Source organism: Gemella sp. 27098_8_149 (assembly GCF_041433745.1).
Taxonomy (GTDB): Bacteria; Bacillota; Bacilli; order Staphylococcales; family Gemellaceae; genus Gemella.
In genome coordinates, this window is sequence record NZ_JAPWCB010000004.1 from 88,020 (window position 1) to 101,273 (window position 13,254).

At 30.7% G+C, this 13,254-nt stretch carries 9 protein-coding genes; 5 read left to right on the forward strand and 4 right to left on the reverse strand.

The window, feature by feature from the left end; translation table 11 throughout:
* Window positions 1-61: 61 nt before the first annotated feature.
* The 3 genes from O3801_RS03200 to O3801_RS03210 all read right to left on the reverse strand — a co-directional run bounded on the left by O3801_RS03200 (window position 62) and on the right by O3801_RS03210 (window position 6,016).
* Window positions 62-2,608, reverse strand: coding sequence for an amidase family protein (locus O3801_RS03200; RefSeq protein ID WP_294683010.1), 2,547 nt, complete (start codon window positions 2,606-2,608; stop codon window positions 62-64).
* 229 nt (window positions 2,609-2,837) lie between these two features.
* Window positions 2,838-4,955 (reverse strand): amidase family protein, encoded by a 2,118-nt coding sequence (locus O3801_RS03205; protein ID WP_371454040.1) that lies wholly within the window; start codon window positions 4,953-4,955, stop codon window positions 2,838-2,840.
* Window positions 4,956-5,167: 212 nt separating this feature from the next.
* Entirely contained in the window at window positions 5,168-6,016 is an 849-nt protein-coding gene (locus tag O3801_RS03210) for a 5'-nucleotidase, lipoprotein e(P4) family (protein WP_294683008.1), read from the reverse strand.
* 433 nt (window positions 6,017-6,449) lie between these two features.
* Here O3801_RS03210 and O3801_RS03215 point away from each other — a divergent pair, with 433 nt between their 5' ends.
* The gene (locus tag O3801_RS03215; RefSeq protein ID WP_294683007.1) at window positions 6,450-6,767 is read left to right on the forward strand and encodes a hypothetical protein; all 318 of its coding nucleotides are present in this window, start codon (window positions 6,450-6,452) and stop codon (window positions 6,765-6,767) included.
* Window positions 6,768-6,811: 44 nt separating this feature from the next.
* Here the strand turns inward: O3801_RS03215 and O3801_RS03220 are convergent, their stop codons facing one another.
* Window positions 6,812-8,575 (reverse strand): glycerophosphoryl diester phosphodiesterase membrane domain-containing protein, encoded by a 1,764-nt coding sequence (locus O3801_RS03220; RefSeq protein ID WP_371454041.1) that lies wholly within the window; start codon window positions 8,573-8,575, stop codon window positions 6,812-6,814.
* Window positions 8,576-8,798: 223 nt separating this feature from the next.
* Between O3801_RS03220 and O3801_RS03225 the strand changes: the two genes are divergently transcribed.
* From O3801_RS03225 to O3801_RS03240, 4 genes are all read left to right on the forward strand, one after another.
* Entirely contained in the window at window positions 8,799-10,301 is a 1,503-nt protein-coding gene (locus O3801_RS03225; RefSeq protein ID WP_294683005.1) for a sucrose-specific PTS transporter subunit IIBC, read from the forward strand.
* Window positions 10,291-11,601, forward strand: a complete 1,311-nt coding sequence (locus O3801_RS03230) for a glycoside hydrolase family 32 protein (RefSeq protein WP_294683004.1) — start codon at window positions 10,291-10,293, stop codon at window positions 11,599-11,601. Before O3801_RS03225 ends, O3801_RS03230 begins: the two co-directional genes overlap by 11 nt.
* 1 nt (window position 11,602) lies before the next feature.
* Entirely contained in the window at window positions 11,603-12,541 is a 939-nt protein-coding gene (locus tag O3801_RS03235; RefSeq protein WP_371454042.1) for a carbohydrate kinase family protein, read from the forward strand.
* Between the two features lie 118 nt (window positions 12,542-12,659).
* The gene (locus O3801_RS03240; RefSeq protein ID WP_371454043.1) at window positions 12,660-13,241 is read left to right on the forward strand and encodes a methyltransferase domain-containing protein; all 582 of its coding nucleotides are present in this window, start codon (window positions 12,660-12,662) and stop codon (window positions 13,239-13,241) included.
* The last annotated feature ends 13 nt before the right edge of the window (window positions 13,242-13,254 follow it).

Here is a 13,254-nt window from a genome sequence, read left to right on the forward strand (position 1 = left end):
ATAAAAACCTCGGAATATAGGTTTCATAATAGAAACTTATTCCCGAGGTTTTATATTTCAATTAATTATTTTTTCTACGTTTTAATAATCCAACTATAGCAAGAAGTGATAGTCCAATTGCAGTTAGAGATTTACCTGTAGTTTCACCAGTTTTTGGAAGAGTTTTTGGTGTATTAGTAGGTGTAGAGTTCGCACCTCTAGTATCTATTACTGTGAATTTTTTCTCTTCTTGAACAGCTGATGAGTTTATATCTTTTTCGCTTGAAGCAAATGCTGTTTTAATTTTAGCTACAATTGCGAATTTGCTGAAGTGATCAACTGTGAATTGTAGGTTATTTTTACTTACAAATGAAGGAATTAGTTCAATAGAGTTATCCTCTTTAATATGATAAATAAGTATATCTTTGTTTTGTTCATTTTGCAGTAAAGCAACTTTTACTGTTCTTGGAACATCAAGTTTTACTGTTTTATTATCTTTTTGTAATTCTAAATCTACAACTCTAATTGATGTTATATCTTTTTTGTCTTTAATACTATTGTTGGCATCAGCAACAACTTTATCTTTTAGATTTTCTAAGTTTACATCTTTAGTGATATCTTTGGCAGATAAAGTTAAATCTTTATTGTCTGTAGAGTATAAATCAGCGCTTATATCTTTATCTTTTGATTTAATAGTAACAGTAACTGTATTGTTGTTAATGTTTAGTTCTGGCAATTCTGAAACAACAGGAGCGTTAGAAGGAACTGAATATTCATATTTTGTACCGTATTCATTTTCTCTAACTTTATTACCATTTTCAGAAACAACTGTGTTTCTTACACTTGGATGCATCACAAATTGATTGTTATCTTGGAATAGTTGTCCCATTTCAAGAAGTATTTTTTCTGAATTGTTTTTAGCTGCGAACATTACTCCAAGAGGAAGGTTATTTGAACTCTTATAAACAGGTAATGATATAGCAGGATTACCTGTTAAGTTGAATAACCATGTAAATGGTGTTCTTCTCATCATAGGTTCCCATTGTTTAACAAGTAGATTGAATCTTTCTTTTGGATCTTTTATCTTATTAATATTATAAAGTTGTTCTTCAACTTTTGGATCAACATAAGGATCTACTTTTTTATCATTTGATGGTGCTGTTACCGCATTAGTAGCCATTAAGAATAAATCATACTTTTTGTAGAATTCATTCATTTGGTTAGCATATATTGTTGCGTCTTTAGCAGAAGACACATCAGTGTTTGCAGTTTTTCCTTTATATGAAGATGTACCCAAAGCATAAGTTGCTGGATCTAAATCACGTTTGTTTTTTTCTTTAGCTAAGTTTGCTGCAGCAGTATAACCCCCACCAATTGCACCTATTGTATATGTTCTAATACCTTCATAACCGTCAATTGGAAATTCATTTACTTCTTCAACAGTGAATCCTTGTTTTCTAAGGAAATCAACAGCTTTAAGAACAGCTTTTTTACCATCTTCACTTAATTCAACATCTTTTAATGGTGTTTTTAATGAATAAGCAATTTTAAGTGATTTTAAGTCTTTAGGAACTTCTACTAAAGTTTTTGGTTTACTGATGTTTGTTTTATCAAAATAAGTTTTAGCATCTTCAATAGTTTTCACAAGAGGGAATTTAACAACATGACCAGTAGGTTTTAGACCAATAAGTCCAGTCCATGAAGCAGGAATACGAATTGATCCCCCAGCATCACTTCCGCTTGCGATTGATACCATACCACTTGCTACAGCACCAGCACTACCTCCTGAAGATCCTCCAGTATTACGACTAGGATCCCAAGGGTTACCAGCAGGCCCTAGTAATTTAGAGTCAGTAATATTTCTAGTTCCAAACTCAGGATAGTTAGTTTGTCCAAGAATAACAAAACCTAGTTTTGCAAATTCTTTGGCAACAGCTCCACTTACAGAAGATGTTTTACCTTTATTTAAATATACACCGTAAGAAGAATCCCCATTTTTTAAAGGATCTAATCCTTTAATTAGAGTAGGAACACCTAAGAATGGTTGTTCATCCCAATTTACAGGATTAGCAGCTAGTTTTCCTGCACTAATACGATTGTCAATTTCTTTAGCAGTTTTATATGCTTCTTCAACAATAGCATGAGGAATTTTACCATTTTCTGTAGTAAGAACAGCATTTAACTTAGGATTTTCTTCTTCTATAACTTTATAAGCTAAGTCAACAAGTTCTGTACTAGTAACTTTTTTCTCACGAATTAGTTTTGCAAGTTCTAGAGCACTTTTTTGTTTATATTCAGCAACAGTAAATGGAATTGTTGGTTTAGCAACTTCCTTACTTTCAACACTAGCACTGTTAGGTGATTCATTGTTACTTAAAGTCGGTGCTACAGTGTTAGCTGAAGCAACAGGACTAGTAGATGGTGTTACAACTGCATTATTAGTAGCATTTTTATCAGTGTTATTTACAGAAACAGCTTTATCGTTAGTATTAGCTGTATTAGTCACATTTGCCGGTGCTGTAGTTTTATCTTCACTAGCTTTAGCTTGATTGTCATTAGCTAATACTGGAAATAATGTTGCAGCTGCAAAAGCAGGTATAAGTACATATTTAATCTTATTTTTTTTCATTTTTAGCTCCTATTTTTAAATAAAGATTAAAGCCTTGAAAAAGCTTTCTACATACCATTATACTCCGATACCGATTATCAATCAAGGAAATAATTTAATGAAATGAAAAAATATTAGTGTGTTTTTCTTTTGATTAACATTATATAAAGATTAGGAGAAAAAATGCTTTTTAGAAAATAAAAAAATACGGTCAATTATAGGAATCAACCGTATTTAAATTAATTTAATACTAATTATTATTTTTGCGTTTCAGTAATCCTATTAAAGCAAGGAATGAAAGTCCGATTGCTGATAGGAAGTTGTTTGTACTTTCACCAGTATTTGGAAGAGCTTTAGGAGTTGAATTTAATTTAGTTGAGTTTGTATTTACTACTTTTTTCTCTTCTTTAACAGATGGATTTAGTGAATTTTCAGATTTACTTGGAGTAGTAATAGTCCCATTGTTGATATTTAAAGTTGGTAATTCTGCAACAGTAGGTGCGTAAGTTGGAACTGCGTATTCAAATTTAGTTCCATCTTCATTAACTCCTATTTTATTTCCATTTTCAGAAACATTTGAGCTTCTAATAGCTGGGTTCATTTTGAATTTATGTCTGTCTTGGAAGTATTGACCAATTTCTAAAAGAACTTTTTCAGAATTATCTTTTGCTGCGAACATTACACCAAATGGTAGATTTTTATCACTTAGATATGTTGGTAGTGAAATTGCAGGATTTCCAGATAAGTTAAACACCCAAGTGTATGGAGAACGTCTTGTCATTGGTAACCATTGTTTAGTTAATAAATTAAATCTTTCTTTTGGATCTTTAATTTTATTAATATTATATAGTTGTTCTGCAATATCTGGCTCTATATATGGATCTACTTTTTTATCGTTAGATGGAGCAGTAACTGCGTTAGTTGGAACTAAGAATAAATCATATTTTTTATAGAACGCATTCATTTGATCTATAAATGTAGATAATGGTTTTACTGAAGAAACATCAGTATTTGCATTTGGTCCCATATATGAAGAAGTTCCTAATCCGTAAGTTGTAGGATCTAGTTGACGTTTGTTTTCTTCTGTTACGTTTTTAACAGCTGCAATATAACTTTCCTCTCCAATACCACCTACAGTGTATGTTTTAATTCCTTCGTATCCATCGATAGGGAATTCTTTAACTTCTTCAACAGTAAATCCTTCTTTTCTTAGAAAGTCTACTGTTTCTAGGATAGCTTTTTTACCAACTTCACTTAATTCAAGATCTTTAAGTGGAGTTTTTAGAGTATAAGCTATTTTTAATTTTTTCAAATCTTTTGGTGGTTCTATTAGTGTTTTAGGTTTACTTAATTCAGTTTTTTCAAAGTAAGCTTTAGCATCTTCAATAGTTTTCACTAGAGGGAATTTAACAACGTGCCCAGTTGGTTTTAGACCGATAAGTCCAGTCCATGAAGAAGGAATACGGATAGATCCTCCAGCATCACTACCACTAGCTATAGGAACCATACCACTAGCTACAGCACCAGCACTTCCTCCTGAAGATCCTCCAGTATTGCGGCTAGGATCCCAAGGGTTACCAGCAGGTCCAAATAATTTAGAATCTGTGATATTTCTAGTTCCTAGTTCAGGATAGTTAGTTTGACCAAGTATTACAAAACCTAATTTAGCAAATTCTTTAGCTACAGGACCACTTTCGTCAGCAATTTTACCTTTATTTAGATATACACCATTAGTGTAGTCACCATTTTTAAGTTGATCAAGACCTTTAATTAATGCAGGTACACCTAAAAATGGTTGTGCTTTCCAGTCTACAGGATTAGCAGCTAGGTTACCAGCACTAATACGATTATCAATTTCTTTAGCAGTTCTATATGCTTCATCAACAATAGCTTTAGGGATTTTTCCATTTTCAGTTGTTAGAACAGCATTTAATTTAGGATTTTCTTTTGCAATAACTTTGTAAGCTAAATCAACAAGTTCTGTACTAGTAACTTTTTTCTCACGAATTAATTGAGCAAGTTCTAAAGCACTTTTTTGCTTGTATTCAGCTTCAGTAAGTGGAACTTTTGGTTTAACAGTTTCGTTGTTGACAACACTTGCACTATTAGTTGTTTCATTGTTATTTACAGTTGTTGGTTTTACACTGTTAGTTGGACTAGCAGGAGTAGCAGGTGTTGCATCAGAAGCATTGTTAGTAGTAGGAATACTAGCTGGTTTTTCGCTAGTAGTTTCTGGTTTACTAACAGTTGAAGTTGTAGCAGATTTATCCCCATTAGCTTTTGCTTGATTATCGTTAGCTAAAACAGGGAATAACGCTGCGGCTGCAAAAGCAGGTATAAGAACGTATTTAATATTATTTTTTTTCATTTTTAACTCCTATTTTAAAATAAATATTTAAATAAATGATTAAAGCTTTGGAAAAGCTTTCTATTCATCATTATACTCCTGTAATGATTATCAATCAAGTAAATTATTTCCTAAAATAAAAAAAAATATAAGTGACTTAATAATATTTTTTTATTATTACATTTTAAGTCACTTATATTTTCTATTTAAATTAATTTGTTATTGTTATTATATTAGTATCCTTTTAAGGCGTTCATACGAGCTTCAGATTGTCCTTTAGCGTCTTTTTTCTCACCTTTATACACTGCTGATTCCCATGATCCGTATAGAGGGTTAGGGAAAATTATGAATTTCTCACCAAACTCAGCTTTTAATTGTTCAAACATTTTATCTCTATCAGCTTCTGATTTAGTAGAGAATTCAGCGAAGTCGACTAAGTTATCCCCAAATAACATAACTAGGTTAGTATGTTTCATAACTTCTTGTCGACGTCCTTCTTTAGATTTATCACCTTCTTTTTTAAACATTAGGTGATCACGTCCTTGAACTGGTATACCTTGTGCTTCAAGGTTTTTAATAGTTGCATCTACTTGTGAATCAGTTCTGTCAGAAATGTAGTAGATTTGAACTTTGTTTTTATCTGCAAATTGTAAGAATTCTTTAGCTCCAGCTACAGGTTTTGCTTCGGCTTTTTGAACCCATTCATCCCAACTTTTTGGGTTAAATGCAGTTCCATCTTTAACGTTTTTAACTTGGTACGGAACATTATCTAATACTGTTTCATCTAAGTCTAATACGATAGAGTATGGTTTATCAGTAGGCTGTTTTAGTAATTCTTTTAATCTACTAGTAGCAACATTGTAACCTTGTTGGTATAAAGCATCTACTTCAGCAGCGTTTTGATACCAAAGTGCTCCCATTGTATTTTCTCTTGATCTAAGTTGATCATAAGTAAGAGTTATTTTATTATCTCCACTCTTATTTTCTTCTTTTTTTTCTTCAGTTTTTTGAGCACATCCAGTTGCAAGAACAACTGTAGCTAATACTGAAGAAATAGTCATAACAAGTTTTTTATTTTTCATAATATATATAGCTCCTTTTGTTATCTACATATACAAGTATATTGTATAAATATAAAAAATTCAATGCGAATTTATTTTTAAAAAATTCATAAATTAAATATTTTTTTATAGAAAACAGAAGTTATCTAAGAAAACGCTTTATAAAATGATAATTAAATAAAAATAATAATATTATTTTTTTAGGTGGTTAATTAGCTAATCTTAGAAAAATTATTTATATTCTAAAATATATAAATAATAGTGAAATATTACTGAGAAAGAATAATAATACTTTAATTTATATTGTTACTTGTAAGTTGAATAATAAATGAAAAGGTAATGAATGAATTAAATTTATCAGTATCCCATAATAGTTCATTTGAGGTTCTTTCAAATGTGAAGAGTCCAGTTATCTTAACGGGAAATACTTGTTTAGAGTCTAAATTGTTCTTAGATGAAGTTAAGAGGTATAATTTCATCTTTTAAAGGCTATAGTGTAGAATTATATGAAGAATGTAAACAATGGATAGAATATCATAGTCAAGACTATAATATTGATTATATAATAATTTGGGATTTATTGACTGCGGTATACGTCACTAACCCTGAAATTTTCGAGGATGAAGAGCATCAAGTAGAAATTAACAGAGAATATTTAGAGTTTGGTTATATGAAAAAAGTAAATTATGACGATAAGAAAATAATAATTCCAAAATTAGTAGATAGAAAAAAATATATAGAACTTGTAAAAAATACTTATTCTAAGATATAAATAAACACGACTGAAATATTATGATAATTTCAGTCGTTTTTTAGTTATTCTATGTCAATAAGTCTTAATATTTTATCGAAATATGAATAGTTATTTTCTAGAATATCTTTTTCATCTTTCACAAGTTCAGGTTCATCGGTAATTATTCCATCAGCAGGGCTTTGTAAGTATCTAGTTATTAGTGCTGAGTCATTGATTGTCCAAACAAAAACTTGCTTATTTTCTTTTCTAGCTTGTTCCACTAGACGATCTCTATATGAAAAGTCTTCTATTACGAAAAAGTCAACCTTTGTATTTGAGAAGTTACCAAACTGAAGCGGGATAACATAACCAGTCTCTAAATCAGGAGCTTTTTCCTCAAGTTCATTAATAACCTTAGAATCTAGTGACATAAATTTATAATTTTCAAGTTTTAGTCTCTTAACTTCATCAATTAATATGTCGATATAATTAGATGGTTCTGCTCCATGAGGTTTAAGCTCGATTACAAGATTCATGTTTAATTCTTTTGCTTTAGTTACAAATTCTTCTAATGATGGAATTTTACTAGTATAATCACCTTGTTTAATTGTTAAACCTACTACTTCATCAAAATTCATGTCTTGAACTCGCTTATTCAATCCTGCAAGTCTTTTTAAATTATAATCGTGCATTACTACAAATTTATTATCTTTTGTTAGAATAATATCAAATTCTACGTAATCAGCACCAACTTCAGCCGCGCCTTCAAGCGCTTCTATTGAATTCTCTACACCTTTAGCAACATATCCACGGTGAGCGATAGTCTTGATGTTTTTATTAACACCGTTTCCGTACATATTAAAACCATTCACAAGAACTGCAACAACAATAATTACTGTGGTCAAGGTTACTACAAATCTTGATTTTTTCTTATTTTCATTAAGATTATTAACAAGTTTTTCGGATATTTCATTGTGATCTATTAGAACAGTTATTAATGAAGTTATAACTGTTACTTTTGATATTACACCTAAAAAGAAGATAATTCCACTTATCGAAGAGAAAAATAGAGTTTGCATAATTGGATTATTACCGTAATTATCGAAATAGATACAAATGTATGTAATTACACCAATTAAAACTGCAGCAATTAATAAATATATTATTTCAAATAATAGCATAGTTAAGACAAGTTTTCTTTTTCCTGTTTTTGTAAGTTCCCAACTTCTTTTAATACTATCTAGTATATTTTCATCTCCGACAGCAGTAAGAGGAAGGGTGAAAATTAATCTAAGATTAAGATAAGCAAAAACTATCATTACTATTCCCCAAATGATAAGTCCACTGTTAGTTTTCATTATTTCACCACTAATAAATTTAGGAATAAATATATTTTTAGCGAGAACTGATCTCACACCTAAATTTACTGTAGGTATAGTTATTACGAAATAAATAATAAAAAATAGAGTTTGAAAACCAGCTAAATTTTTCGTCTTATCCCAAGCGTTATTTAATATACTACGATATGAATATTGTCTATCTGTAAGCTGTCCATATATAGTGAAAGTAAGAATAGAGAATTCTATGAACATAAGAAATGCTACAATAAGAACTAGTAAGTTTAAAATCACAAAACTATAGGGATTAGTAAGGATATGTAAAATATTGTTCTTATCTAAATGCTCTTCACCCGCAAGTGTAAGAGCGAGTTGGAAAATTCTAGATATAAGCCATAAACCACAAATAAGCATCAACTGAATAATTGCGGCGATAGATATATATGTAAATTTATAGCGATTTATGTTTCTTAGTACATTGGAAAATAAATTATAAATCTTAAAATCCATGATAACCTCACTTTCTATAGTATTTTTATGCTACTAGATTATATCAAAATTATAATTATCAAGCAAGGATTAGAAGTACTTAAAAATAAATATGGTAACGTTACTTTTTTCTCTTGACATATTTGTATAATAAGGTGTACAATGAAAAAGTAACGTTACCATTATTATTTGGTAAATGTTAAGAGTCATTATAAAAATAAAAAAATACAAAGGAGAAAGAACTATGGACTTAAAAAAAGTTATAAAAGAAGTTGTTGAACATAGTGGTGGTCAAGAAAACTTACGATCTGTTGTTCACTGTGCAACTCGTCTTCGTTTAGAATTAAACGATGAAAAAAAATATAATAAAGAAAAATTAGAAGATATCGAAGGCGTTAAAGGTGTATTTTTTAACAATGGTCAACTTCAATTAATCTTCGGAAGTGGTCTTGTTCAACAAGTTTATGCGGCATATAATGAAGTATTTAAAGGTGCTGCTTCAAATAGTGAAGAAGATTCAAGTGAAACTGTTAAAAAACCAAAAGGAAATCCACTACAACGTTTTGTAAAAATGTTAAGTGATATTTTCGTTCCGATTATTCCAGCGATCGTTGCCGGTGGTCTTTTAATGGGTATTAATAACGTATTAACAGCTAAAGATTTATTCTACACTGGTAAATCAGTTATTGAAGCTAACCCAGGTATAGCAGGTCTTGCTGATATGGTTAACGTATTTGCAAATGCACCGTTCGTATTCTTACCTGTATTAATTGGTTTCTCTGCTACTAAACGTTTTGGTGGTAACCCATATCTTGGGGCAGCACTTGCGATGTTAATGGTTCATCCAGATGTAATGAACTTCTATGTATTTGGTAAATTAGATCCATCTACAAACCAACTTCTTGCTCCAGCTTTAGATATCGTTAACCAAAGTGGTCAAGCAGTTGAAGGTCTTCAAAGAGTTACAGCTCTACAATATTGGGATGTATTCGGATTTAAGATTGCTAAAGTAGGATATCAAGGAACTGTATTACCAATTCTTGCAGCAGCATGGTTATTAGCTACAATCGAAAAATTCTTACGTCGTGTAACTCCATCATGGTTAGATAACTTAACTACACCATTAGTTTCATTATTCGTAACTGGATTCGTAACATTCGCATGGATGGGGCCTGTACTTCGTGAAGCTGGTACTTTATTAGGTGAAGGATTACAATGGTTATACATGCAAGGTGGATTCGTAGGAGCAGGTATTTTCGGTCTATTCTACGCACCAATCGTAATCACTGGATTACACCAAAGCTTCTCAGCTATTGAAACTCAATTACTAGCTGCAACAGGATTAACATTTATCTTTCCAATCGCATCTATGTCTAACGTAGCACAAGGTGCAGCGGTTCTTGCAGTATTAGTATTCTCTAAAAACACAAAAATGAAATCAATCTCGTCAGCATCTGGAATTTCTGCATTATTAGGTATTACAGAGCCAGCTATGTTCGGGGTTAACTTAAGACTTAGATATCCATTCTACGGAGCTATTGCAGGAAGTGCGGTAGGAAGTGCATGGATTGGATTAAACAAAGTATTTGCATCAGCATTAGGAGCAGCTGGTCTTCCAGGATTCTTATCAATTCCTGCTAACCACTGGTCAACATTTGGTATTGGTTTAGCATTATCGTTCATCGTTTCATTCTCAGTAACAGCATACTTCTTCAAAACTAAGAAGGAACTTGTAAATGCTAGCTAATAACTGGAAACAAAATCTTCATTTAGAACCTACTAAAGGTTGGCTTAATGATCCGAATGGATTAGCCTACTTTAAAGGTAAATATCATATTTTTCACCAATATTCATATGAAGTGGAAGGTGGTTTAAAACTTTGGTATTACTATACTAGTAGTGACCTGAAAAATTATGAAGATCGTGGCGTATTCCTTACACCAACTATAGAAGAAGAAAAAAGTGGTGTTTATTCAGGAAGTGCTAACATAGAAGATGGGAAACTAGTCTTCTACTACACAGGAAATGTGAAATATAAAGGTGATTATGACTACGTTCATGAAGGACGTGGTCATAATACCATATCTTTTGAAACGGAAGATGGAATTAATTTTACTGAGAAAAAATGTCTGTTAACAACAGATGATTATCCTAACATGTCAAATCATGTTAGAGATCCAAAAATATTTGAAAAAAATGGAAAAAGCTATCTAGTTCTTGGAGCTAGAGATAGCAATGATTATGGATGTATATTAGTATTTGATAAGGATACTCTTAAACCATATAAAACTATTTACTCAGAAAAAAATCTAGGATTTATGTGGGAATGCCCAGATTATTTCGAAGTAGATGGAAAAGAAATTTTCATGTTCTCACCTCAAGGAATTACAAGAATGTATCCAAATTATGGAAATATGTATCAAATTGGATATTCTGTAGTAGAAGATGGGATCGAGAATGTTGATAAATTAGATAACTTCACGTTATTAGATTATGGACATGATTTTTATGCATCACAAACATTCTTAGATGAAGATGATAATCGTGTGCTTATCGGTTGGATGTATGTTCCAGATAGTAGCTATACTAATCCAACTACGAAGTTTGGTTACCAAAATTGTCTAACTGTACCACGTGTAGTAAATTACAAAGATGGTAAAGTTAGACAAACGTTACATAAATCAGTAAAAGATTTACTAGGTGGCGATATAAAATCTAATGACTTTAACAAAAATACATGGTATTATAAACAAGAACATGGTAAAGAATTTGAAATTAGCGTAGCTGATTTTAAAGTAAGCTATGACAACAAAGAATTGAAAATTTCTTTTGGAACTAGTGGTTATGGAAGAGATGATAGAAAATATAAACTGGATTTAGAAAATGTGGAGATAGTGTTTGATAGTTCATCTATTGAATTATTCGCAAACGATGGATCTTTTGCACTTTCAACAAGATTTTATCCAGAAAATCACAATGTTAATATCTCAGCTACTGATTATTTAGCAAAAGAACTTGGAGCAATCGAAATTAGAGAGGAGAACTAAAATGGCAGTTTTATGTATAGGAGAAATGCTAATTGACTTTATTGGAGAAGGTGTAGGAACAATCGATAAAGTAAAATCGTTTAAAAAAGAGGCTGGTGGATGTGTAGCTAACGTTGCTTGTGTTGCGCAAAAACTAGGACATAAGAGTTATTTATTAACATCACTTGGGCAAGATGGTTTTGGTGATTTTCTAGAAAATACTTTAAAAAATGAAAATGTTGACTGTAAATATGTAAGTCGTAAAGCTGATAGTTTTACACCATTAGCATTTGTTTCTTTAGATGAAACAGGAGACCGTTCATTTAGTTTTTACTTCAAAGGTTCATCAACATTAAGAATTAGCAAAGAAGATGTTGAAAAAGTTGATTTATCTGAAATTGAAGCAATTCATTTCGCAAGTATTGCTATTCAAGAAGAATCAAAAGATAGCCATCATTTATTACTGAAAAAAGCTAAAGAAGCTGGAGTGTTAATTTCTTTTGATGTTAACTTACGATTCAATCTTTGGGATGATCACAAGGTATATCTTGAAACTATTAAAGAATTCTTACCTTATGTTGATGTAATAAAAGTTGCCGATAATGAATTAGAATTCTTAACAGGAACTACTAATATAGAAGAAGCATTGAAAAAAGACTTTAGCCACATGAAAGTTGTTCTTTATACTAAAGGAGAACACGGTGCAGAAGTTTATTATGAAAATCACAAGGTAGTAACTGAAATACCTGATATAAAAGCTGTTGATACTACTGGGGCAGGGGATGCTTTTGCTGGTTCATTCTTATCAAAACTATTAAATCATGAAGATTTTAATAACATTTCAGAAGAAGAATTAGCGCGTATGGCAAAATTTGCGACAAACTACGCTAGTTTAACAACTACAAAAACAGGTGCAATTTCAAGTTACTTAACAGAAGAAGAATATAATAAATTAATATAATTTTCAAAAAAATAAGTCCTAATTAGGGCTTATTTTTTATTAGATAGAAAAATTAAGGTGCGTATGATAAAATTAATAATGATAATGAAAAATAAATAATAAAAAAGTTGGTGTAAGTATGCAAAATAATATTAAAATAAGATTATCAGTTGATAACTTCTATGATAATATTTCTAAAAATAAACAAAAGACAAAAATTGATCCGAAGCAATTGAGTAAATCTCTAGGATATGATGAAAAAATTATTAATGAATTTCCTGATGAAATAAATATGGGGCTTTCTTGTGGTAATCCAATTAATCACTTGAAGATTAAAGGAGAACAATCTTTAATTGATTTAGGATGTGGAGCTGGAATGGATATTTTCATAACAAAGATGAAAAATCCAAAAGTAGGTAAACTATATGGCTTAGATAGATTAGATTCTATGCTAGATAAAGCTAAGAAAGTTAGGGATAATAAGAAATTTGATAATATTGAATTTATTAAAGGTGAGTTAATAAATATTCCTTTAGCAGATAGGTCTGTAGATAGAGTTATTAGTAACTGTGTTATCAATCTTGAACCTGATAAGCAAAAAGTATATGACGAAATTCATCGTATTTTAAAGGAAGATGGTATATTTGTAATATCTGATATTATTTTGAAAAAAGAATTGCCATTAGAATGGAAAAATTCTAGTAAGATGCATTGTACTTGAGTGGCTGGTGCTC

Coding starts and splice junctions, on each gene's coding strand:
- O3801_RS03200 (WP_294683010.1), bottom strand. CDS start 2,608: ATGAAAAAAAATAAGATTAAATATGTACTTATACCTGCTTTTGCAGCT.
- O3801_RS03205 (WP_371454040.1), bottom strand. CDS start 4,955: ATGAAAAAAAATAATATTAAATACGTTCTTATACCTGCTTTTGCAGCC.
- O3801_RS03210 (WP_294683008.1), bottom strand. CDS start 6,016: ATGAAAAATAAAAAACTTGTTATGACTATTTCTTCAGTATTAGCTACA.
- O3801_RS03215 (WP_294683007.1), top strand. CDS start 6,450: ATGAAGTTAAGAGGTATAATTTCATCTTTTAAAGGCTATAGTGTAGAA.
- O3801_RS03220 (WP_371454041.1), bottom strand. CDS start 8,575: ATGGATTTTAAGATTTATAATTTATTTTCCAATGTACTAAGAAACATA.
- O3801_RS03225 (WP_294683005.1), top strand. CDS start 8,799: ATGGACTTAAAAAAAGTTATAAAAGAAGTTGTTGAACATAGTGGTGGT.
- O3801_RS03230 (WP_294683004.1), top strand. CDS start 10,291: ATGCTAGCTAATAACTGGAAACAAAATCTTCATTTAGAACCTACTAAA.
- O3801_RS03235 (WP_371454042.1), top strand. CDS start 11,603: ATGGCAGTTTTATGTATAGGAGAAATGCTAATTGACTTTATTGGAGAA.
- O3801_RS03240 (WP_371454043.1), top strand. CDS start 12,660: ATGCAAAATAATATTAAAATAAGATTATCAGTTGATAACTTCTATGAT.